Annotated in this window: 18 protein-coding genes; 3 read left to right on the top strand and 15 right to left on the bottom strand. The window is 61.9% G+C overall.

The window, feature by feature from the left end; genetic code table 11:
* Window positions 1–81 precede the first annotated feature (81 nt).
* The 3 genes from ABM562_RS06755 to ABM562_RS06745 all read right to left on the bottom strand — a co-directional run bounded on the left by ABM562_RS06755 (window position 82) and on the right by ABM562_RS06745 (window position 4,109).
* The gene (locus tag ABM562_RS06755; RefSeq protein ID WP_134064197.1) at window positions 82–2,520 is read right to left on the bottom strand and encodes a TonB-dependent siderophore receptor; all 2,439 of its coding nucleotides are present in this window, start codon (window positions 2,518–2,520) and stop codon (window positions 82–84) included.
* A gap of 108 nt (window positions 2,521–2,628) precedes the next feature.
* Window positions 2,629–3,603, bottom strand: a complete 975-nt coding sequence (locus tag ABM562_RS06750; RefSeq protein WP_460421231.1) for a FecR family protein — start codon at window positions 3,601–3,603, stop codon at window positions 2,629–2,631.
* A gap of 17 nt (window positions 3,604–3,620) precedes the next feature.
* Window positions 3,621–4,109, bottom strand: coding sequence for a sigma-70 family RNA polymerase sigma factor (locus tag ABM562_RS06745; protein ID WP_115088627.1), 489 nt, complete (start codon window positions 4,107–4,109; stop codon window positions 3,621–3,623).
* Window positions 4,110–4,757: 648 nt separating this feature from the next.
* Between ABM562_RS06745 and ABM562_RS06740 the strand changes: the two genes are divergently transcribed.
* On the top strand, window positions 4,758–5,921 hold the full coding sequence (locus ABM562_RS06740) for a type III PLP-dependent enzyme (RefSeq protein WP_036993923.1): 1,164 nt from the start codon (window positions 4,758–4,760) through the stop codon (window positions 5,919–5,921).
* A 54-nt stretch (window positions 5,922–5,975) separates the two neighbouring features.
* On the opposite strand, the gene ABM562_RS06735 is transcribed toward ABM562_RS06740, so the two are convergent.
* On the bottom strand, window positions 5,976–6,737 hold the full coding sequence (locus ABM562_RS06735) for a tetratricopeptide repeat protein (RefSeq protein WP_115088628.1): 762 nt from the start codon (window positions 6,735–6,737) through the stop codon (window positions 5,976–5,978).
* A gap of 3 nt (window positions 6,738–6,740) precedes the next feature.
* The gene (locus tag ABM562_RS06730) at window positions 6,741–7,421 is read right to left on the bottom strand and encodes a Fe2+-dependent dioxygenase (protein ID WP_460421228.1); all 681 of its coding nucleotides are present in this window, start codon (window positions 7,419–7,421) and stop codon (window positions 6,741–6,743) included.
* Between the two features lie 216 nt (window positions 7,422–7,637).
* Between ABM562_RS06730 and ABM562_RS06725 the strand changes: the two genes are divergently transcribed.
* Window positions 7,638–9,890 carry a TonB-dependent receptor gene (locus tag ABM562_RS06725; RefSeq protein WP_115088630.1) on the top strand — a complete coding sequence of 751 codons (2,253 nt, stop codon included), beginning with the start codon at window positions 7,638–7,640 and terminating at the stop codon, window positions 9,888–9,890.
* Window positions 9,891–9,994: 104 nt separating this feature from the next.
* The gene (locus tag ABM562_RS06720) at window positions 9,995–12,550 is read left to right on the top strand and encodes a PepSY domain-containing protein (protein ID WP_134064201.1); all 2,556 of its coding nucleotides are present in this window, start codon (window positions 9,995–9,997) and stop codon (window positions 12,548–12,550) included.
* Window positions 12,551–12,613: 63 nt separating this feature from the next.
* On the opposite strand, the gene ABM562_RS06715 is transcribed toward ABM562_RS06720, so the two are convergent.
* The 10 genes from ABM562_RS06715 to rlmN all read right to left on the bottom strand — a co-directional run bounded on the left by ABM562_RS06715 (window position 12,614) and on the right by rlmN (window position 23,489).
* Window positions 12,614–13,405, bottom strand: a complete 792-nt coding sequence (locus ABM562_RS06715) for an amidohydrolase (protein WP_115088631.1) — start codon at window positions 13,403–13,405, stop codon at window positions 12,614–12,616.
* On the bottom strand, window positions 13,393–14,541 hold the full coding sequence (locus tag ABM562_RS06710) for a pyridoxal phosphate-dependent aminotransferase (RefSeq protein WP_460421225.1): 1,149 nt from the start codon (window positions 14,539–14,541) through the stop codon (window positions 13,393–13,395). The genes ABM562_RS06715 and ABM562_RS06710 overlap by 13 nt, the downstream gene beginning before the upstream one ends.
* 160 nt (window positions 14,542–14,701) lie before the next feature.
* On the bottom strand, window positions 14,702–16,165 hold the full coding sequence (gene der / locus ABM562_RS06705; protein WP_115088633.1) for a ribosome biogenesis GTPase Der: 1,464 nt from the start codon (window positions 16,163–16,165) through the stop codon (window positions 14,702–14,704).
* Between the two features lie 116 nt (window positions 16,166–16,281).
* Window positions 16,282–17,433 carry an outer membrane protein assembly factor BamB gene (gene bamB, locus ABM562_RS06700; protein ID WP_115088634.1) on the bottom strand — a complete coding sequence of 384 codons (1,152 nt, stop codon included), beginning with the start codon at window positions 17,431–17,433 and terminating at the stop codon, window positions 16,282–16,284.
* Complete coding sequence (locus tag ABM562_RS06695; protein WP_176470444.1) at window positions 17,426–18,034, bottom strand: tetratricopeptide repeat protein; 609 nt, start codon at window positions 18,032–18,034, stop codon at window positions 17,426–17,428. Before ABM562_RS06695 ends, bamB begins: the two co-directional genes overlap by 8 nt.
* Window positions 18,035–18,106: 72 nt before the next feature.
* Window positions 18,107–19,396, bottom strand: a complete 1,290-nt coding sequence (gene hisS / locus ABM562_RS06690; protein WP_115088635.1) for a histidine--tRNA ligase — start codon at window positions 19,394–19,396, stop codon at window positions 18,107–18,109.
* A gap of 28 nt (window positions 19,397–19,424) precedes the next feature.
* Window positions 19,425–20,534 (bottom strand): flavodoxin-dependent (E)-4-hydroxy-3-methylbut-2-enyl-diphosphate synthase, encoded by a 1,110-nt coding sequence (gene ispG / locus ABM562_RS06685; protein WP_115088636.1) that lies wholly within the window; start codon window positions 20,532–20,534, stop codon window positions 19,425–19,427.
* Between the two features lie 3 nt (window positions 20,535–20,537).
* Window positions 20,538–21,572 (bottom strand): RodZ domain-containing protein, encoded by a 1,035-nt coding sequence (locus ABM562_RS06680; protein WP_460421222.1) that lies wholly within the window; start codon window positions 21,570–21,572, stop codon window positions 20,538–20,540.
* Window positions 21,572–22,330 carry a type IV pilus biogenesis/stability protein PilW gene (gene pilW / locus ABM562_RS06675; RefSeq protein ID WP_134064207.1) on the bottom strand — a complete coding sequence of 253 codons (759 nt, stop codon included), beginning with the start codon at window positions 22,328–22,330 and terminating at the stop codon, window positions 21,572–21,574. The genes ABM562_RS06680 and pilW overlap by 1 nt, the downstream gene beginning before the upstream one ends.
* 13 nt (window positions 22,331–22,343) lie before the next feature.
* Window positions 22,344–23,489 (bottom strand): dual-specificity RNA methyltransferase RlmN, encoded by a 1,146-nt coding sequence (gene rlmN / locus ABM562_RS06670; RefSeq protein ID WP_038997019.1) that lies wholly within the window; start codon window positions 23,487–23,489, stop codon window positions 22,344–22,346.
* Window positions 23,490–23,512 lie beyond the last annotated feature (23 nt).

The following is a 23,512-nucleotide window of genomic DNA, read 5'->3' as shown; positions in this document are numbered from 1 at the left end:
AGCATCGCTGGCAAGCCAGCTCCCACAGGGTCCGGTGTCCACCCACCCTGTGGGAGCCGGTCTTGCCAGCGGCCCCTGCGGCTAAAACCCTACACTGGCCTGCACATAGAAGGTGCGCGGCTCACCCAGGTAGATCCCCGAGTTGTTGTCGCTGGAGCGGGTGTAGTACTGCTTGTCGAAGATGTTCTTCACCCCGGCCGCGAGCTTGAGGTTCGACAGTTCCTTGCCAAAGTCATAGCCGCCGCGCGCCGCCCAGGTCACGTAGCCCGGAATGTCGCCGTACTGGCCATCGGCACTCGGCTCGGTGATGTAGTTGCCGTTGAAGCTGCCGTCGGCATTCATGCCGGTCCCCGGTGCGCGCTGTTTCGATTGGGCGTAGGCATCCAGGTTCCAGGTCCAGCGATTGATCTCATAGCGCAGCCCGGCATTGACGATTTGCCGCGAATAAAACGGCAGGTCACGGCCCTTGAAGCCGGGGATCTCGCCTTCATAGGTGGCACGGGTGTAGGTGAAGCCAGCATTGGCACTCAGGCCCTGCAGACGCGGATCAAGGCCCGACAGGTCGTAGTGCATCGAGGCTTCGATGCCCTGGTGCTTGGTCGCCCCGAGGTTGGTCCAGCCGATGTCGTTGCTGATGTACTGCAGCTCGTCATCGAAGTCGATGTAGAACGCGGTCAGCTCACCACCCCAGGTACCGTTGTTGTAGCGGGTCCCCACTTCATAGGTCTTGGCTTTCTCGGCCTGCAGGCCGTTGGCGGTCTGGTCGCCGCTGCCACCCTGGCCGAGCTGGAAGTACTGCAGGCTGCCGAACGAGGTCTCGTAGTTGGCGAACAGCTTCCACTCGTCAGACAGGTGATACATCACGCTCAGCGCCGGCAGCGGCTCGTTGCTGGTCACGCTGCGGTTCTTTTCCTGCACGGGCACGCCGTTGGTACCGCGCACCGGGCGCTCGTGCCAGTCGGTGTTGATGTGCTCGAAACGGATACCCGGGGTGATGGTCCAGTTGCCGACATCGATCTTGTCATCGATGTAGTAAGCGCTGGCTTCGGTACCGCCGGTACGGTCCTGGAACACATGGCCGTCGGAGGTCGGGGTCACGGTCGGCACGTTGTTGATCAGCGCCAGGCGGGTCGACTGCTCGTGCATCGCTTCTTTCAGGTAGCGATAACCGACGCTGACTTCCTGAGTGGTCGGGCCGGCGAAGAAGATCCGTGAAACCCGTGGCTCGATGGCGAAGGTGTGGTAGCTGCGCGGGTACGACGACAGGGTCTTCTGGTCGCGGGCAGCGATGCTGCTGCCACGGAAACTGTCGGTGTAGTAGGTCTGCACTTCGAACTGGGTAACGTCGTCGATCTGGCGCAGGTACTTGAAGGATACGTCCTTGCGTCGGCCGCTGAACGTATCGTAATCGCGGTCGGACTGGTACGGGTCGTCGTCGAACTGGGCCTGGGTCAGGCCGCCGGGCATGTCGGCCTTGGCGTCGTAGTAATGAAAATTGAGCCAGAACTCGTCGCTGTCGGTGACCGCCCAATGGGTCTTGAGCAACACGTCATCGATATCGTTATCGTTGTTGCTGCTGCGATAGCCGTTGCCATTGACCCCGGAGTACAGCAGCGCCGCGCCCAGGCCGTTATCGGCAGTGCCGCCGAGAAAAGCCGACTCGATGTGCTTCCAACCGCCATGGCGGGAGGTTTCCATCGTGGTCGACAGCTCACCGGTGGCCTTTTCCGGGATCGCCCGGGTGACGAAGTTGATCACCCCGCCGACGTTCTGCGGGCCATAGCGCACGGAACCTGCGCCACGCACCACGTCGATGCTGTCGAGGTTGCCAGAGGAGATCGGCGCCATCGACAGTTGGGGCTGGCCGTAAGGCGCGAAGGCTGCCGGGATGCCGTCGATCAACACCGTGGAGCGTGGCGACAACCGCGAGGTCAGGCCACGCACGCCGACGTTCAAGGCGATGTCGCTGCCGCCGGTGCCGTTGGAGTCCTGCACCTGGACCCCCGGCACACCGCGCAGCACGTCGCGTACGTTCAATGCGCCCTGCTCGATCATCGCTTCGCGGCGCACCACGGTACGTGCGCCGGGATGGTTATGGACCACGGTTTCTTCGGCGCTGCCAAGCCAGTCACCGACGACCTTGACGTCGGTGGGTGCCAGCTCCAGGCTGCCGGTAGTCAAGGTCCCGGCAGTCTGCGCCGGGTGCAGGACGACGGTGCCCTGGGAAATTTCGTAGATCAGGCCGCTGCCCTCAAGCAACGCCCGCAGCGCCTCTTCCGGTTGCAGGTTGCCGGAGACCGCTGGCGCCTGCTTGCCCGCCACCAGCTCAGGGCTGAAGAACAGTTGCAGCGAAGTCTGCTGGCCCAGCTGGCTCAGCGCCGAAGCCAGCGGCTGGGCCTGGATCTGGATGCTGGCAGGCGCCGGGGCGGCATGGCCGCTGGCGATACCGCCGCTGACAGCCAGTGCCAGGGCCAGGGGCAACCAGCGGGAAGAACGCGGGGAAACGTTGTTGTTGTTCACGTCGTCGAGAGGTCCTGAGGGTCCGTACAGATGTCAATGCCGTGCAAATGGAAATGCTTGGCAGTTGCAGTTGGGCAGGAAGACGAACAACTGAAAAAAAACCTGAATTTATTTTGCGATTATTTCGCTGGAGCCGTCGGCATGGGCCTTGATGGTCACCGGCAGGATGCTCGGCAACGCCCGCAGCAAGGCGTCGGTATCGTCGGCATTGAAGGTGCTGCTCAAGCGCAGCGCGGCGACTTTGCCGGGGGCAACACGCAGGGGCAGCTCACGGTAGCGCGAAACGTCCTTGACCACTTCGCTGAGGGGTACATCGTTGAACACCAGCTTGCCCTTGCGCCAGGCGGTCACTGCTGCGGCGTCCACCGCGTAGGGCGCCGCCACCTGGCCGCGGGCATCGATATGCGAACCGAACCCGGCGGTCAGCAGAGCCCTGGAGGCATCACGGCCTTCAACCCGCACCGAGCCGTTTTCGACCGCCACGCGGGTTTGTTCCGGGTCCTGGCGAACATCGAAGCGAGTACCGGTGACCGTCACCGTGCCATGCCCGGTGCTGACCATGAAAGGCCGCCCGCTGTCGTGGGCGACGCTGAACATCACCTCGCCCTCACGCAATTCGATACGCCGCTGACCGGCGCTGAACTGTACGACCAGTTGCGTTCGACCGTTGACTTCAAGCTGTGAGCCATCCGGCAAGTCGAGCTGACGACGTTCGCCCAGGGCCGTCTGCACCTGGTCCTGATAATTGAGCTGGTGCTGCTGCCAGCCAAACCAGCCCAAACCCAGCGCCAGGCTCGCAACACCGGCCGCCAATGCCTGACTGATGAAGCGCCGACGCGGCAACTGGCTGACCGGATCGGCCTGGCACAGGGCCTCAAGACGCGCACGCGGCACGTGCCCGGCAGCGTCCCAGAGCGTGCCGAGCAGATCGAATTCGTATTGGTGCTGTGGGTGCTCGGCCAGCCAGCGCTGCATCTCACCCTGTTGCGCCAGCGCCAGGGCGCCATCACGGCTGCGGGCAAACCATTGGGCCGCCTGCTCGCGCACGGTTTCGCTGCCGCAAGGGCACGCGTGCTGATTCATGAAAACATTCGCCTGACTCATCTCGTCGACACATCCAGGTGCTCACGCAGATGCCGGAGCGTGCGGATCATATACTTTTCGACCATGTTCTTGGTCAAGCCCATGCGCTCGGCGATCTCGGCCTGGGTCAGGCCTTCGAGCTTCTGCCAGATGAACACCCGCCGGCAGTTGAGGGGCAACTCGGCCAGGGCACGCTCGACGCTGTCGGCCAGTTCCACGGCATTCATGTAGGCCTCCGGATCACCGCTGGCATCACTGCCGAGCTCGAAAGCATCCTGCTCCAGGGCCTGGCGACGGTCTTCGCGACGGTAGCCGTCCACGGCAATGTTGCGCGCAGTCTGGTGCAGATAAGCCCGCGGTTGCTCGACCCCGGCCTGGTCGCTTTCCAGTACCCGCACAAATGCATCATGCGCCAGGTCTTCGGCCTGCTGACGACTGCGCAGTTTGCGCGTCCAGGTACCGATCAGCTCATGGTAGTGGTCGAGAAAGCCTTTGTGTCGCGACACGATGCACCGGTCTTCACAGGCGAGTAGGAATGGCGCGAATAGTAATGTTTCTTATTAAGACCGGCAATCGAAGATCACCGCGGCCGACGAAGCGCCGGACAGGAAAAAAATCCGCGAAAAAGTGTGTAACCGACCGGCTGTCAGGGCGGAAAAAAATATGAACGGCCGCCGATTAATCGCACGCTGCGCTTGAGCGTCGCTGCGCCCCCAAATGACCGATATTTACCGCACTTTCGCCACCAACTTCGACTATTGCATCCATTTGCGTGTTCTACGGTAGATCCCGGCGTATACCGGTATTTTTAACGCTTTTGCCATCAAATTGAACATCTACTGTTTACCTGGGTCGGTAACAAAGTGGCTGGCCGCCCCGGGGCGACGGACGTGTGCAAAAACGCGACATTTTTTGTTGATCTCGAGCCCCTCAGGTCCTAAAGTTCGCGCCGAACGTCCATGCTGGAAACGATCCATCCGGCTCAAGTACTGACGACGAGACAGCAAGGTCACCCGTAGCTCGCTTTATCACGCACGGTTGACCTTTTTGCTTTCGGCGACATGCCTTGGGAAGTAGGCGAACCAAAGTGGGGATACGGAGGACGTTCAGTTGCAGCCACTTATTTTTTCAGTTTGCCCATGGAGTCCCTAAGCATGTCGATTCAGGTCGAAGACTACTTCGCGCGCGATACCTTCCAGAAAATGAAGGCCTTCGCCGACAAGCAAGAAACCCCGTTCGTGCTCATCGACACCCAGATGATCAGCCAGGCCTATGATGACCTGCGCGCCGGTTTCGAATTCGCCAAGGTCTACTACGCGGTCAAGGCCAACCCGGCCGTGGAGATCATCGACCTGCTCAAGGAAAAGGGCTCGAGCTTCGACATCGCCTCGATCTACGAGCTGGACAAAGTGATGGGCCGCGGTGTCAGCGCCGATCGCATCAGCTACGGCAACACCATCAAGAAATCCAAGGACATTCGCTACTTCTACGAGAAGGGCGTGCGCCTGTACGCCACCGACTCCGAAGCCGACCTGCGCAACATCGCCAAGGCCGCGCCGGGTTCGAAAGTCTATGTGCGCATCCTCACTGAAGGCTCGACCACCGCCGACTGGCCACTGTCGCGCAAGTTCGGCTGCCAGACCGACATGGCCATGGACCTGCTGATCCTCGCCCGCGACCTGGGCCTGGTGCCTTACGGCGTGTCGTTCCACGTTGGCTCGCAACAGCGCGACATCAGCGTCTGGGACGCGGCGATTGCCAAGGTTAAGGTGATCTTCGAGCGCCTGAAAGAAGAAGACGGCATCGAACTCAAGCTGATCAACATGGGTGGCGGCTTCCCGGCCAACTACATCACCCGTACCAACAGCCTGGAAACCTATGCCGAAGAGATCATCCGCTTCCTCAAGGAAGACTTCGGTGACGACCTGCCGGAAATCATCCTCGAGCCAGGCCGTTCGCTGATCGCCAACGCCGGCATCCTGGTCAGTGAAGTGGTGCTGGTGGCGCGTAAATCGCGTACCGCTGTCGAGCGCTGGGTATACACCGACGTGGGCAAGTTCTCCGGCCTGATCGAAACCATGGACGAGTCCATCAAGTTCCCGATCTGGACCGAGAAGAAAGGCGAGATGGAAGAAGTGGTGATCGCAGGCCCCACCTGCGACAGCGCCGACATCATGTATGAGCACTACAAGTACGGCCTGCCGCTGAACCTGGCAATCGGTGACCGCCTGTACTGGCTGTCGACCGGTGCCTACACCACCAGCTACAGCGCGGTGGAATTCAACGGTTTCCCGCCGTTGAAAGCCTACTACCTGTAACGCCTGAACGAGGGCGGCGGCAAGCGTCGCCCTCCAAGGGGAAACCCGCAGTCATCAAGCATGCACTCCGTCCAGTTGTGCCAGGCGCTGTGCATACGGCTGCGCCATTGCCCGCAGGCGAGGCTGCATTGCCTGCTCAAGGCTCGGCACACTGGCCCGCAAGAAGTTGGCATTGCCCGCCAGCAACGCCTGTTCCAGCCAGTACAGCGCACCGTCGATATCGCCGGCTTCAGCCAGCACGCCCGCGTAGCTGAACTGCCCGCGAAAATCCCCGGCTTGCGCAGAGCGCTGATACCACTGGTTCGCCAGTACGTGATCGACACGACAGACGAGCCCCTGCTCCAGGTATCGCCCCAACAGGTTCATCGACTTGGCATGCCCCGCGTCGCTAGCCTGCAGATACAGCGCGAATGCGCCTTCATGGTCCTGCACTACGCCACGCCCGGTAGCCAGCAAGTTGGCCAGGTTGTACATCCCCCAGTCCAACCCGGCCTGCGCAGCCTGACGATAATGTTGCGCGGCCCTGACGACATCAGCATCGCCACCCCAGCCATGCTCCAGGCAACGCCCGAGCATGTTGTGCGCCATGGCGCTGCCACGGTTGGCGGCGATGGCAAACCAGCGCCGGGCCAGGGCCGGGTCTTTCTCGATGCCACGCCCGTCGAGAAGGATCTGCCCGAGCAGCAACTGCGCCTCGACGATGTCCTGCCCTGCGGCGGCCAGCAATGCCTGGGCAGCTTTGCCCGGGCTGTGTTCGAGCATCTGGGCGAACTGTTCGCTGTCCAGTTCCTGGCGGTTGCGCAAAGCAAAGGTCATGGCTCAGACCTCGACCCAGCGGCGCAACAGGTTGTGGTAGGTGCCGGTCAGCTGGATCAGTGCCGGGTGATCGGGTACATCGGCGCCCAGTTGCTGGATGGCGTTATCCATCTCGAACAGCAACGCGCGCTGACTGTCTTCGCGCACCAGGCTCTGGGTCCAGAAAAACGCCGCATAGCGCGCGCCACGGGTCACCGGGTTGACCTTGTGCAGGCTGGTTCCCGGGTACAGCACCAGATCCCCCGCCGCCAGTTTCACCTGTTGCACGCCGTAGGTGTCCTGGATCACCAGTTCACCGCCGTCGTAGTCCTCGGGGTTGCTCAGGAACAGCGTCGACGACAGGTCGGTACGCACTCGCTCCTGGCTACCGCGGGGCTGGCGCAGGGCGTTGTCGATATGGAAGCCGAAATTGCCGCCCTCTCGGTAACAGTTGATCAACGGTGGAAAGACTTTGTGCGGCAAGGCCGCCGACATGAACTGCGGGTGCTGCCACAGACGTTCGATCAAGGCCGTGCCAATCTCCTTGGCCAGCGGATGGCCTTCCGGCAACTGCAAGTTGTGCTTGGCCTTGGCCGACTGGTAACCCGCGGTGATCTTGCCGTCGGCCCATTCGGTTTGCTCCAGCGCCTCACGAATGCGCTGAACCTCCTCGGTGGAAAACAGGCCGGTAATAGGTAGCAGCATGGCTCGGGCACCTGAAGGTGAAAGGATGCCAATGGTATTGATTCCCATTGACTCTCTACAAGCCCTTTCGGCGGGTGGGACGTTTCAGCAGGAAAAAACCGCCAGTTACAAAATGTAAAGATTGTAAATTCAGCACAAATAGCAATTCTTCTCAATTGTTACTCATATTTGTTTACATTATATTTCGCGGCCTAAAATCTGGGGAAGGGGACCACCATGCCGCGTCACTACGTGCCAACCGCTGTCAGTTCACCACGTTTGCTTGCCTCCGCCATCGGTGTAGCGATTACCGCTACATCTGCTTCGCAGATGGCTCACGCGGCAGATCCCGCCCCGGCCAGCGAGAACGTTGTTTCTCTGGACGCGACCAGTATTGAGGGTGTCCAGGATGAAACCAGCTACAAGACCGACACCGCGACTTCAAAAAAGTACACGGCCCCACTGCGTGAAACCCCCAAGAGCGTGACGGTCATCCCCCAACAGGTTATCCGCGACACTGGCGCCACCAGCTTGGTAGATGCCTTGCGTACCACCCCTGGTATTACCTTCGGCGCCGGTGAAGGCGGTAACCCGGCAGGTGACCGTCCGATCATTCGCGGCTTCAATGCCGAAAGTGACGTTTTCGTCGATGGCATGCGCGACGTTGCTTCGCAGAGCCGGGAGATTTTTAACGTCGAATCGGTAGAAGTAAGCAAAGGTCCAGGCTCAGCCTTTACCGGAGCAGGCTCCACAGGTGGTAGCCTCAACCTGGTGAGCAAAACCGCCCGGTTGGGTGACGCTTACAATGGTGGTTTCACTTGGGGTTCTGACCAGACCAAGCGCACAACCCTGGACCTGAACAAGCAACTGACCGACACATCGGCGTTCCGCCTGAACCTGATGAAACATGAAGCCAACGTCGCCGGCCGCGACGATGTTGATGTCAGCCGTTGGGGCGTGGCGCCTTCCTTTGCCTTTGGCCTGGGCACCGATACCCGCGTAACGGTTGGCTACTACCACCTGAACACCGATGACATGCCTGACTACGGCATTCCGCTGACTCGCAGCGCGGACCGTAGCAAATACAATGTCGACAAACCCGCACATGTTGACCGTGACAACTTCTACGGCTTGAACGGACGCGACTACCGCAAGACCACCAACGACAGTGGCACCATCAGAATCGAACACGACCTGAACGATAACCTGACCCTGTCCAACAGTTTCCGTATGTCGCGCTCCACGCTGGATTACATCGTTACCAACCCTGACGACAGCAAGGGCAACGTCGCCAATGGCCAGGTCTATCGTTCGACCAAAAACCGCAACTCGACCACCAAAGGCTGGGTCAACCAGACCGACCTGAGTGCCAGGTTCAACACCGGTTTCATCGAACACAGCCTGGTGACCGGCCTTGAGTTTACCTACGCCGATACCCACAACCGTGGCTATGTCGTGACTTCGGATGCCGGCACCGGCACTACCTGCAACCCTGCCCTGCTGGCCTCCGGTGACTGCACCAGCCTCTACGACCCGTCACCGGACGACAACTGGTCGGGTTCGATCACCGACAGCCCGGCATTTACCGACACCGATACCAAAACCAGTGCGGCTTACGTGTTCGATACGCTGACGCTCAACGATCAGTGGTCGGTTAACCTGGGCCTGCGTTATGACGACTACCAGACCAAATCCAGCGGCTACAGTACCGGCGGACGCGCCAGCCCGGCGGGCAGCTTCTCGCGCGAGAACAATGCCCACCTGTGGAACTATCAGTTGGGTGTTGTCTACAAGCCGGCAGCAAACGGCAGTATCTATGCGGCCTGGTCGACATCCAGCAACCCGACGGGTGAAACCAGCGGCAACGGCGGACTGGAACTTGCGCTCAACAACGCCGACCTCGAGCCGGAGCGCAATCGAAATTACGAGCTGGGTACCAAATGGGACTTCTTCGACGAAAACTTGTCGTTGACCGCAGCATTGTTCCGTACTGACAAAACCAACGCGCGGGTCACCGACCCGGACAACGCGACTTACCAGGTGCTCGATGGCGAGCAACGCGTCCAGGGTCTGGAACTGACGTACTCCGGTAACTTGACCCGCAAGTGGAAGGTCTACGGCGGCTACACCTACATGGAGAGCGAGATCGTCAAGACCACCACCGCGGCCAACAAAGGCAACCATATGCCAAGCACGCCGCGGAACAACTTCACCTTCTGGTCGACCTACGATGTTGTGCCACAACTGACCGTTGGTGCTGGCGCGACCTTTGTCGATTCACGCTTCGGCGATGAAGCCAACTCGGTCGAGGTGCCTTCGTACTGGCGGTACGACGCAATGGCGACCTACCGTCTGACGAAGAATGTGGATCTGCAGCTCAACCTGCAAAACCTGACGGACAAACGCTACTTCGATCAGGTGTTCCAAACTCATTACGCACACGTCGCTCCCGGACGTACCGCTCTGATGAGCGCGAACTTCCACTTCTGATTCGTGCGAGCAGCAAGCCCCGTTCATTTAGGTGACCGGGGCTTTTGTGTATCAAGGCATAATGTGCGTCGCATTCGCATTTGCGGCACGACAAGGTGATTGATGTGGTGAAGAAATCCCTGTTTCAACTGCACTGGTTCTTCGGTATCACCGCAGGTCTGGTGCTGGCCCTGATGGGTATTACCGGCGCCATCTGGTCATTCCAGGATGAACTGTTGGAGCTGTTCAATCCCCAGGTGCTCACCGTCGAGGTGCGCCAGGAAGGCGTGCTGCCGATGCCTGAGCTGGTGCGCAGGATCGAGGCCGAACAAGGCGACAAGGTTGCCATGCTCTGGGTCCAGCCCCGCAGTGACAGGGCCGCGCGGGTTTTCTTCACCCCTCCTCCCGGCGAGCGTCGCGGTTTGTTGCGCTATGCCGACCCGTACACCGGTAAGCTGCAGGGCGAGGTAGCCGGTCAGGGCTTTTTCGACCTGATGCTGCAGTTGCACCGCTTCCTGGCCATGGGTGATAGCGGCCGGCAGATCACCGGTGCCTGTACCCTGATGCTGATTTTCTTCTGTCTCTCCGGCCTGTACCTGCGTTGGCCACGCAAAGCGCTGAACTGGCGGACCTGGCTGACCCTGGACTGGGCGAAAAAGGGCCGCGCCTTCAACTGGGACCTGCACGCTGTGGCCGGCACCTGGTGCCTGTTGTTCTACCTGCTGTTTGCCCTCACCGGCCTGTTCTGGAGCTACGAGTGGTACCGTGAAGGCTTGAACAAACTGCTCGCCGATGGCCCCGCCGCCGGCCAGCAACACAAGCGTGGCGAGGGCCGCGGCGGCCGCCCGGGTGGTGCGCCAGGTAAAGACGTCAAGCCGCTGGTGGTCGACTACGAGGCCATCTGGAGCAACCTGCAAGCAGCTGCCGGCCCTAGCATGAGCAGCTACAACCTGCGCCTGCCGCCAGTTGGCGGGCAACCGGCAATGATCTTCTATTTGCTTGAAGGCGCCGAACACGAACGCGCGCTCAACACCCTGAGCATCGACCCGGCCAACGGCCAGGTAAAGAACAACGAGCGCTATGCCGACAAGTCGTTCAAGGCGCAACTGCTGGCCAGCGTCTATGCCCTGCACGTGGGCAGCTACTTCGGCCTGACCGGGCGAATTGTGGTGACCATCGCCAGCCTGACCATGCCGCTGTTCTTCGTCACCGGCTGGCTGCTGTACCTCGATCGGCGGCGCAAGAAACGTCAGGTGCGTGCAGCACGGGGCAATCTGGTGCCATCGAACGGGCAAGACGGCGGCTGGCTGGTGGGTTTTGCCAGCCAGAGCGGCTTTGCCGAGCAACTCGCCTGGCAGAGTGCCGGGCAACTGCAGGCCGCAGGTTTGCCGGTACAGGTACGGCCGCTGGCCGAGCTTACCGAGCAGGACCTTAACCAGGCCCGCCAGGCGCTGTTCGTGGTCAGTACCTTTGGTGACGGTGAAGCCCCCGACAGCGCGCGTGGCTTCGAACGCAAGGTACTTGGCCAACCTTGGGCCCTGGGCAACTTGAACTATGCCCTGCTGGCCTTGGGTGACCGCCAGTACCCGCACTTCTGCGGCTTTTCCCGGCGCTTGCAGGCCTGGCTAGGCGAGCGCGGGGCGACGACGGCGTTCGCCCCGGTTGAAGTCGACAGCGCCGATCCAAAGGCCCTGCAACACTGGCAACAACAGCTGGCACAGCTGACCGGCAGTACGCCGCCCGCCGCCTGGCAGGCACCCGAGTTCGCTAACTGGACGTTGGTCAGTCGCCAACTGATGAACCCGGGTAGCCAGGGCTCGGCAGTCTATCTGCTTGGCCTCACGCCTGAGCGACCCGCGCAATGGGAGGCCGGTGACCTGGTGGAGATCCTGCCGCGCAACAGCGCCCGGAGCCTTGAGCAGTTCCTCAAGGGCCTGGGGCTTGAAGGCGAAACAGCCGTGCAGGTCGAAGGCCTGCAAGAGAGCCTGCTGCAAGCCCTGGCCAGCCGCCAGTTGCCGAAAAGCCGCGAGCACCTGGTCGGCCTGCACGCCCAGGCCCTGGTCGATGCGCTGATCCCGCTGGCCGCTCGGGAATATTCGATTGCCTCGATCGCCAGCGATGGCGTGCTGGAGCTGATCGTGCGTCAGGAGCGCCATGCCGATGGCAGCCTCGGCCTTGGCTCGGGGTGGCTGACCGAGCATCTGCCTGTGGAAAACAGCGTCAGCCTGCGTTTGCGTCGTAACAGTGGTTTCCACCTGCCGGCGCCGGCAACGCCGATGCTCCTGATCGGCAACGGTACCGGGCTTGCCGGGTTGCGCAGCCTGCTCAAGGGCCGCATCGTGGCCGGCGAACAGCGTAACTGGCTGCTGTTTGGCGAGCGTAACCAGGCTTACGACTTCCTGTGTGGGGATGAACTGCAGGGCTGGCAGCGCAGCGGTGATCTGGCGCGGCTGGACCTGGCCTTCTCTCGCGATCAGAGCCACAAGGTCTATGTGCAGGACCGTTTGCGCGAACAGGCAACCGAGCTGCGGCGCTGGCTGGATCAGGGCGCATCGATCTACATCTGCGGCAGTTTGCAGGGCATGGCCAGTGGCGTCGATGAGGTGCTGAACGAGGTGCTGGGGGCTGCCGAGGTTGAACGGCTGATCGAGCTGGGGCGCTATCGGCGGGATGTGTACTAGCCTTCAGGACCTCATCGCGGGTCAAGCCCGCTCCCACCGCGGGGAGCGGGCTTGCGATGGCGGTCAATGCAGATCGAACGTGTCGGCATCCAGATTAGCCGGAAACCGCGTGCGATAGGCCGCCAGGTCTGCCGCACTCAGTACGACGGTAAACACCCCGTCCGCCTCGCCTGCGCTCAGCAGGCTCTCCCCCTGGAAGTCCAGCACCTGGCTGTCACCGGTATAGGCAAAGCCCTTGCCGTCTGTACCCACGCGGTTCACCGCCGCCACATAACACAGGTTCTCGATACCCCGCGCCGGCAACAGGCGGTTCCAGTGCTGGCGACGGGCTGCTGGCCAGTTGGCGGTGTACAGCAGCAAATCGGTGTCCTGGGCATCGCGACTCCACACCGGGAAACGCAGGTCGTAGCAGATCAACGGCCTTACCCGCCAGCCCTTGAGCTCGAACTGCACCTGGCGCTCGCCCGGCGTGTAGTGCTTGTGCTCACCGGCCATGCGAAACAGGTGGCGCTTGTCGTAGAACAGGATCTCGCCATCGGGCCGTGCCCACAGCAGGCGGTTGCGGTGGCTGCCGTCGGCGGCCTGGATGATCACGCTGCCGGTGACCACGGCATCGAGCTTCTTGGCCTGGCTCTTGAGCCACTTGTAGGTCGGTCCGTTCTCGGGCTCGGCCAGGCTTTCGGAGTCCATGGAAAAGCCGGTGGTGAACATCTCCGGGAGGATGATCAGGTCAGCGCCGCGGGCCTGCTCCAGCAGGGTTTCGAAATGCTCATAGTTGGCCAGGCGGTCCTGCCAGACCAGGCTGGTCTGCACCAACGCGATGTTCAGGTTGGGCAGGCTACTCAGATCGCGCATAGTTTTTCCGCTGCCTGACGCAGCGTCTCCTCGCGTTTGGCAAAGCACAGGCGCACCAGGCGCTGCTCGGGGATGGGTTGCTGGTAGAACACCGACACCGGAATGGTCGCCACGCCGTGTTCACGGGTCAGCCACAGCGACATGTCAACGTCGTTCAAGTCCGGGCGAATCTGCGAATAATCCACCAACTGGAAATAAGTCCCCGGCGTGGGTTTGAACTGAAAGCGCGAAGACGTCAGCAATTCGCAAAACAGGTCGCGCTTGGCCTGGTAGAAGGCCGGCAGCTCTTCGACATGCTCGGGGTGCGCCGCCATGAAATCAGCCAGCGCCCATTGCAGCGGCGTCACGCCGCAGAAGTTGACGTACTGGTGGACCTTGCGCAGCTCGGCGCTGAGGGCCGGTGGCGCCACCACATAACCGGTTTTCCAGCCGGTGACGTGGTAGGTCTTGCCAAACGAGCTGACCACGAAGGCGCGCGGGTACAGCGCTTCATGGGCCAGCACGCTGGCGTGCTGCACGCCGTCGAACACCAGGTGCTCGTAGACTTCGTCGCTGATCAGATAGATATCACGCTCGGCGATCAGCCGCGCCAGCTTGTCCAGGTCATCGCGGCTGATCAACGCGCCGCTGGGGTTGTGCGGCGAGTTGAGGATGATCATCCGTGTGCGTGGGCTGAGGGCGTCGGTGAGCTTCTGCCAGTCGATGGCAAACTCACCGTCAGTGAGCTGGACATGCACGCAGCGCCCGCCCGCCAGTTCCACCGAAGGCTCATAGCTGTCGTAACTGGGGTCGAAGACGATGACCTCATCGCCCGTGCGGATTACCGCATGGATAGCACAGAAGATCGCTTCGGTGGCACCGGGGGTGATGGTGACTTCATGCTCGGCATCGACGCTGACGCCATAGCTGCGGGCGATCTTGTTCGCCACCTGTTGGCGCAAGGCCGGCAAGCCGGTCATCGGGCTGTACTGGTTATGTCCGGCACTGACATGCCGGCCGACCGCATCGAGCAGTGCTTGCGGGCCGTTGAAATCGGGGAAACCCTGGGACAGGTTCAAGGCGCCGGTTTGCGCGGCGAGCTGGGACATGGTGGTAAAGATGGTCGTGCCGACGTTCGGCAACTTGCTACTGATCATGGAGCCCTCTTTCCTGCATCACTATCCGGCTCGAGGCGGCGCGGTCTGAGACCGAGCATAGCGGATTGATCGGTCAGGAAAAAGGTTGTAGCAGTCGCAGGCCAATCGCGGGTCAAGCCCGCTCCCACAGAGCAGGAGCGGGCTTGACCCGTGATGCTTGTTAGCGTTTGTCTTTACGCTTCTTCTCGGCTTTCTTGTGGTGCGACATCAAGCGACGCTTCTTGTTGACCTGGCGGTCGGTCAAGGTGTTCTTGTTGCCTTCGTACGGGTTGTCACTGCCCTTGTACTCGATGCGGATCGGCGTACCGACCAGCTTGAGCACGCGGCGGTAGGTGTTTTCCAGGTAACGCGAATAGGACTTGGGTACCTTCTCGACCTGGTTGCCGTGGATCACGATGATCGGCGGGTTGGCGCCACCGAGGTGGGCATAGCGCAGCTTGATCCGGCGGCTGTTGACCATCGGCGGCTGATGCTCGCTGACCGCGTCTTCGAGGATCTGGGTCAGGCGGCTGGTCGGCCAGCGGGTGACCGCCGACTTGAACGAGTTCTGCACCGACTGGTACAGGTTGCCCACGCCGGTGCCGTGCAGCGCCGAAATGAAGTGGATGTCGGCGAAGTCGACGAAGAACAGCCGGCGTTCCAGCTCGGTCTTCACGTAGTCGCGCTCGCCCGGCTGCATGCCGTCCCACTTGTTCAGGGCGATGACGATGGCGCGACCGGCTTCCAGGGCAAAGCCCAGCAGGTTCAGGTCATGGTCAACCACGCCTTCGCGGGCGTCCATGACGAAGATCACCACGTTGGCGTCCTTGATCGCCTGCAGGGTCTTGACCACGGAGAACTTCTCGACCTCTTCGTGGATCTTGCCGCGCTTGCGCACCCCGGCGGTGTCGATCAGGGTGTACTTCTCTTCGTTACGCTCGAAGGGAATGTAGATACTGTCGCGGGTGGTGCCGGGCTGGTCATAGACGATGACCCGCTCTTCACCGAGCATGCGGTTGACCAGGGTCGACTTGCCGACGTTCGGCCGGCCGATGATGGCGATCTTGATCCCGTCTTTTTCGCTCGGGCCAGGAATACGCACCGCTTCCTCGCCTTCGGCGACGTCGGTGTCGATTTCTTCCTCGTCCTTGTCCCGCGGGAAGTCGCTCAGCACGGCTTCCAGCAGGTTGTTGACGCCACGGCCCTGGGCGCCGGCAACACCAATGGCGTTACCCATGCCCAGTGGCGAGAATTCGGCGATGGCGGCCAGCGGATCGATGTTGTCGATCTTGTTGGCAACCAGGAACGAGCGCTTGTTGCGCTTGCGCAAGTGCTCGGAAATCATCTGGTCGGCGGCGGTCAGGCCGGCACGGGCATCCACCAGGAACAAGACCACATCGGCTTCTTCGATGGCCAGCAGCGACTGCTCGGCCATTTTCTCGTCCATGCCTTGCTCGTCACCGGAAATACCACCGGTGTCGACCAGGATGTACGAACGGCCTTGCCAGCGCGCTTCACCGTACTGGCGGTCTCGGGTCAGCCCGGACAGGTCGCCGACGATAGCGTCGCGGGTCCTGGTCAGGCGGTTGAACATGGTGGATTTACCGACGTTCGGTCGGCCCACCAGGGCGATTACGGGAACCATTCGGCTCTCCACTGCGTAAATTCAGAAAATACAAAGGCCGCTGCACTGCAGCGGCCGGAGTTCGAGCGGCACCCAAAGTGCCGCAGCCCGAGGCCGGCATGGCCTCAAGCATAGCCTCAGCGGATGGTCAGCGCCTCGAGCTTGCCGCTGTTGCCGTACACATAGATGGTGTCACCCACCACCAGCGGACGGGCGCGCAGGCCATCGCTGTCGATACGCTCACGACCGACGAAACGACCATCGACCTGGCTGAGCAGGTGCAGGTAACCCTCCAGGTCACCCACCGCTACGTAGCTGGAGAACACTTCCGGCGCCGACAACTGGCGGCGTGCCAGCGAGTCGTTGCTCCACAGGGCGCTGGACGAACGCTCGTCGATGCCTTCCACGGTGCCCGAAGCCAGGCTCACGTAGACGTTACCGAAGCCCTGGGCCACACCGGTGTAGCTGGAAGCATCACGCTGCCACAGTACCCGGCCGCTCTCCAGGTCCAGGCCGGCGGCGCGACCCTGGTAGCTGGAAACGTACAGGGTACCGCCGGACAGCAGCAGGCCACCGTCGATATCCACGACCCGGTCAAGCTCCGAGCGACCTTGCGGGATGGCCACGCGCTGCTCCCAGACCGGCACGCCGTTCTGGGTGTCGAGGGCAACCACCTTACCGGTCGACAGGCCGGCAACGGCCAGACGGTTGGTCACGATCGGTGCGCCGGTACCACGCAGGGTGAGTACCGCCGGGGTGCTTTCGTAGATCCAGCGGCGGTCGCCAGTGCTGGCGTCCAGGCCAATAACGCGGTCGTCCTGGGTTTGCACCACCACCACGTCACCGTTGGTGGCCGGCGGCGCCAGCACTTCACTGGTAACGCGCGAGCGCCAGCGTTCTTCACCGGTGCTGGCATCCAGGGCAATCACTTCGCCCTTGAGGGTGCCGAGCATGACCATGCCGTAACCGACGCCAACGGCGCCGGAAACCGGCAGTTCGAGGTCCTTCTTCCAGGCCACGTCGCCGTTGTTGCGATCCAGCGCCATCACCACGCCGGTTACATCGGCGGCGTAGATGCGGTCATTTTCGATCGCCGGAACCAGCATGTTGAAGGATTCGCCCTGACCATCACCGATCGAGCGGCTCCACTGCTTCTTCAAGACCACTTCTTCGGTGAACTTGGTGAGTTCGGCCGGTGGCAATTCCTTTTTGCTGTTGCTGCTGCAACCCACGGCCAGAAGGGCCAGGGTCAGCACTGCTGCATGTTTCCAACCGATCACGTCACGCATCCCCTTTGGCCAGGTCGTCGAGCTTGAGTTGCAGGCCACCGATCGCGGCGTCGTCAGACAGCGCAGCCTTGGCTTTTTCGTAAGCGGCATGGGCATCGCCAGCGCGGCCCAGTTGCACCAGCAGGTCGCCCTTGAGCTCTTCACGGCTGGCCAGGAACGCCTTGTCGGCATCGCCTTCAAGCAGCTTCAGCGCTTCGTCGACCTTCTTCTGCGCGGCCAGGACACGGGCCAGGCGCTGACGGGCGATTTCACCCAGGGTCGCGTCGGCCGGCTTGTCCATCACCAGCTTGAGCTCGGCAGCGGCGTCATCGAGCTTACCGCTCTCGACCGCAACCTTGGCCACGAACAGGCTGGCGTACTGGGCATAGGCCGAGCCGCCGAATTCGTTCTTGAGCTTGCCGGACAGCTCGGCGACCTTGGCCGCGTCAGGCTCGCCGCTTGGCGTCAGGGTAGTCTCCAGCAGGGCCTGGTAGAGGTTCGAGGCGCCTTGCGACTGGTTGGTCTGGTATTTCTGCCAGGCTTGCCAGCCGAACACCACGACCAGCGCCAGCAGGCCACCGGTTACCAGCGGCTTGCCATTGCGGTCCCACCAGTCCTTCATCGCGACCAGTTGTTCATCATCGGTACTCGACACCCCAATACTCCTTTTCACCAAATCGGCTGTTGACTCGCCTCACGCCTGCGCGAGCGAGGCTTCCAGGTGCTCTGCCAGAGCATCCCAGGCAATGTTTTGTTGTTCGCCCTGACCGCGCAGGGGTTTGAAACCTACCACTTGTTGCGCCAGTTCGTCGTCCCCCAGGATCAAGGCGAACAGCGCGTTGCTCTTGTCGGCCTTCTTGAACTGGCTCTTGAAGCTGCCAGCACCGGCGTTGACCTGCAGGCGCAGGTTCGGCAGACGGTCACGCAGGCGCTCGCTCAGGGTCAGACCAGCCAGTTCGGCCTGCTCGCCGAAGGCGCACAGGTAGACGTCAACCTGACGGTTGATCGACTCCGGCACCTGCTCGAGGGTTTCCAGCAGCAGGATCAGACGCTCGATACCCATGGCGAAACCAACGCCCGGGGTCGGCTTGCCGCCCATCTGCTCGACCAGGCCGTCGTAGCGGCCACCGGCACACACGGTGCCCTGGGAGCCGAGCTTGTCGGTGACCCATTCGAAAACGGTCTTGCTGTAGTAGTCCAGGCCACGCACCAGCTTGGTGTTGATCACGAACGGAATGCCGGCGGCATCCAGGCGTGCTTTCAGGCCGTCGAAGTGCACGCGGGACTCATCGTCCAGGTAGTCTTCGAGCTTCGGCGCGCCGACCAGCACTGCCTGGGTGTTGCTGTCCTTGCTGTCGAGGATGCGCAGCGGGTTGCTTTTCAGGCGGCGCTGGCTGTCTTCGTCCAGTTGCTCCAGGCGCGCCGAGAGGAACTCGACCAGCGCGTCACGGTAGCGGGCACGGGCTTCGCTGGTGCCCAGGCTGTTGAGCTCGAGCTTGACCGCGTCACGGATGCCCAGCTGGCCCCAGAGGCGCCAGGTCAGCATGATCAGCTCGGCGTCGATGTCCGGACCGTCGAGGTTGAAGACTTCGACACCAATCTGGTTGAACTGGCGATAACGGCCTTTTTGTGGGCGCTCGTGGCGGAACATCTGGCCGATGTACCAGAGCTTCTGCACCTGGCCACTACCGGTGATGCCGTGTTCGAGCACAGCGCGCACGCAGGCGGCGGTGCCTTCCGGGCGCAGGGTCAGGGAGTCACCGTTACGATCATCGAAGGTGTACATCTCTTTTTCGACGATGTCGGTGACTTCACCGATCGAGCGCTTGAACAGCTCGGTGAACTCGACGATCGGCGTACGGATCTGGCGATAGCCATAGGTATCCAGCAGGCCGGCGACGGTGTTCTCGAAATAACGCCACAGCGGCGTCTGCTCGGGCAGGATGTCGTTCATGCCACGAATGGCTTGCAGCGATTTGCTCACGGAAAATCCCTTAACAATTCTGTGTCAGTCAGCCACGGGCGATCAGCGCCGCGTCGGCCTCGGCTTTTTCAGCCGCTTTCTGGCGGATGAGCTTTTCCAGCTCATCGACCAGGTTGTCATTGGTCAGCTTCTGCGCAGGCTTGCCGTCGATGTAGATCAGGTTCGGCGTGCCACCGGTGAGCCCCACATGGGCTTCCTTGGCCTCGCCCGGGCCGTTCACCACGCAACCGATAACGGCGACGTCCAGCGGTACCAGCAGGTCTTCCAGGCGCCCTTCCAGCTCGTTCATGGTCTTGACCACATCGAAGTTCTGCCGCGAGCAGCTCGGGCAGGCGATGAAGTTGATGCCACGCGAACGCAGGTGCAGGGACTTGAGGATGTCGTAGCCGACCTTGACCTCTTCGACCGGGTCAGCTGCCAGCGAAATGCGAATAGTATCGCCAATCCCGTCGGCGAGCAGCATACCGAGGCCCACGGCGGATTTCACCGTGCCCGAGCGCAGGCCGCCGGCTTCGGTGATGCCCAGGTGCAGTGGCTGGATGATCTGCTTGGCCAGCAGGCGGTAGGCTTCGACGGCCATGAACACGTCGGAGGCCTTGACGCTGACCTTGAAATCCTGGAAATCCAGGCGGTCGAGGTGCTCGACGTGACGCATGGCCGATTCGACCAGCGCCGCCGGGGTCGGCTCGCCGTACTTTTTCTGCAGGTCTTTTTCCAGGGAACCGGCGTTGACGCCGATACGGATCGGGATACCGCGGTCGCGGGCGGCATCGACCACCGCACGCACGCGGTCTTCACGACCGATGTTGCCCGGGTTGATGCGCAGGCAGTCAACGCCCAGCTCGGCTACGCGCAGGGCGATGCGGTAGTCGAAATGGATGTCGGCGACCAACGGTACGCTGACCTGTTGCTTGATCTTGCCGAAGGCCTCGGCAGCGTCCATGTCCGGTACCGAGACGCGCACGATGTCGACGCCGGCATCGACCAGGCGGTTGATCTGCGCGACGGTCGCGGCCACGTCATTGGTGTCGGTGTTGGTCATGCTCTGGACCGCGATGGGAGCATCGCCGCCAACAGGCACATTACCTACCCAGATTTTCCGGGATTCGCGACGTTTGATCGGAGATTCGCCGTGCATGACTTATTGTCCCAACTTCAGGCGAGCGGTCTCGCCACTGGTGAACGGCGCAACGTCGACAGGCTGGCCGTTGTAGCTGACCTGCACGCCGCGGGCAAAGCCCAGGCGTACCGAAAACGGCGGCTTGCCGGTCAGGTCCAGGCTGTCGCCCTTGCGCTTGATGGCGCTGAACAGCAGCTTGCCGTTGCCATCGGTGACCGAAGTCCAGCAATCGGCGTTGAATTGCATGTGCAGCTGGCCGCTACCGGCCGGGGCTGGAGCGGCAACAGCAGGAGCCGTTGGCACTGCGGCAACTGCACTGTTGACCACCGGCGCCGCCGGCGCTGGCGCAGGTACAACCGGGGTCGCCGGGGCCACTGGTGTTACCGCAGTGCTGACAGCAGGGGCGGCAGGGGCAACAGGTGCGGCAACCGGGCTGAGCGGTGCTTGCTCAGCCGGTGCGGCGGCCACTTGCTCGGTTGGCGCCGGGGCCTGCTCGAGGTTCAGGGTAGTGCTTTCCGGTTGCTGACCAGCGGTCACTGCCTGGTCTTCAGGCTCGTCCAGCGGGTGAATCTGGGTGGTGCCGTCGGCGCTTTCGACTTCGACGTGTTCCAGGGCCATGTTGGCCAGGTCCTTGCCACGCAGGCTGGTCTGGTCCTGCCACCAGAAGAAGCCGCCACCGATCACGACCACCAGCAGCACCAGGCTGACGATACGCAGGATGTTGTGGGACAGGCGCACCGGCTCTTCGATGCGGCCAAGGGCGTGCACGTCGCTGCCCTGGGCGTGGGTGCCGGTGCACTGGTCGAAGGCTTGCACCAGGGCGGCCTGGTCCATGTCCAGCAGCTTGGCATAGGCGCGGATGTAGCCACGGGCAAAGGTATGCCCCGGCAGCTTGTCGAAGGCGCCGGCTTCAAGATTGTTCAGGGAACTCACGGTGAGGTTGAGCTTGCGGGCCACTTCGACCTGGGACCAGTCCCTGCTCTCGCGGGCCTGACGCAGGATTTCACCGGGATTTTCGCGAGTCGCTGCTGCTGCTTCGGGATGCGCCGCTTTCATCATTGCTCCGACAGGTATTGCTGATATTCCGGCGTACCGGGATAAAGTCGTTGTAATTGCAGGCCCAGTTCGCTGGCCTTGTTCCGTTCTTCGAAGACGCTGGCCAGGCGACTGCCCAGCAGCAGGCTGCGGGCACTGTGGTCGCTCAGCTGGCTGAAACGATCGTAGTAGTCACGGGCCGGCACATAATGCCTGTCTTCGTAAGACAACTCAGCCATTTCCAGCAACGCGCGCGGCTGCTGCTGGTTGAGTCGCAAAGCTTTTACCAGGTATTCCTGCGCTTCGGCGCGCTGTCCCAGCCTGAGCGCGGTCAGGCCGAGGTTCTCGAACACCCGGGAGCGTTCAGGATACAGGGTATCGGCCGCCGCTTGGGCAAACATCTGCTGCGCCTGGGCGTATTGCCCACGAGCATAAAGGAAACTGCCGTAATTGTTGCGAATTCGGCTGTCGTCCGGGCGGCTGGCCAGGGCCTTGCGAAAGTGCGCCTCGGCCAGTTCCGGCTCGTCTTCGGCCTGAAACACCAAAGCCAGGGCCGCATTGGCTGCGGCATCCTGGCTATCGAGGTCGAGGGCTTTTTTCAGCGGCGCTTTGGCCTGCTCGGTCAAACCTTGTTGCAAATAACCCAGGCCCAACTGCACATAGGCCTGTCGCGCCTGTTCGCGACCTTCACGACTGCCCAGCGCGTCCGAACTCCCGCCGGACACGCAACCTGCAAGCAGGGCGAGCGCCAGGATCGACAGCGCGAAGCGCAGGGTCATGGAGGTCCTCTCTTCAGTTGCGCGCGGCGCTTTCTTGCACTTCACCGTCGGCGTTCAACTGACGCACGGCGATATAGCGCTCGCTGCGGCGGGTACGGTCCATCACCTGGCCAACCAGCTGACCGCAAGCGGCGTCGATGTCTTCACCACGGGTGGTACGCACCGTGACGTTGTAACCGGCGTGATGCAGGTGGTCCTGGAAGCGGCGGATGGCATTGTTGCTCGGCCGCTCGTAACCGGAATGCGGGAACGGGTTGAACGGGATCAAGTTGATCTTGCACGGTACGTTCTTGAGCAGCTCGGCCATTTCCACGGCGTGTTCGAGCTTGTCGTTGACGTCCTTGAGCAGGGTGTACTCAATGGTCAGTACGCGCTTTTCGCCCAGTTGCGACATGTAGTTCATGCACGCTTCGAGCAGGACCTTGAGCGGGTACTTCTTGTTGATCGGCACCAGTTCGTTGCGCAGCGCATCGTTCGGCGCGTGCAGCGACAGGGCCAGGGAGACGTCGATGTGCTTGGCCAGCTCTTCGATCATCGGTACCACGCCGGAGGTGGACAGGGTCACCCGGCGCTTGGAAATGCCGTAGCCGAGGTCGTCCATCATCAGGTGCATGGCGGCGACCACGTTGTCGAAGTTCAGCAATGGCTCACCCATGCCCATCATCACCACGTTGGTGATGGCGCGATCGATGGTGGCCGGCACGCTGCCGAACGACTTGTTGGCAATCCACACCTGGCCGATCACTTCGGCGGCGGTGAGGTTGCTGTTGAATCCTTGCTTGCCGGTGGAGCAGAAACTGCAGTCCAGGGCGCAACCGGCCTGGGACGAGACACACAATGTGCCACGCTTGCCCTGGGGGATGTACACGGTCTCGACGCAGCTGCCGGACGCCACGCGCACCACCCATTTACGGGTGCCGTCGCTGGAGATGTCCTCGCTGACCACTTCCGGACCGCGAATCTCGGCAACAGCCTTGAGCTTTTCGCGCAAGGCCTTGCCGACATTCGTCATGGCGTCGAAATCATCGACGCCAAAGTGGTGAATCCATTTCATTACCTGACCGGCACGGAAACGCTTCTCCCCGATAGAGTCGAAGAATTTTTCCATTTCCGGCTGGGTTAGCCCCAACAGGTTAGTTTTGCCAGTCGATGTCGTCATGGATTCACCCTCACCCGTAAGCT

It is taken from the genome of Pseudomonas sp. ZL2, assembly GCF_054788455.1.
This window is presented reverse-complemented; position numbering and strand designations above follow the sequence as displayed.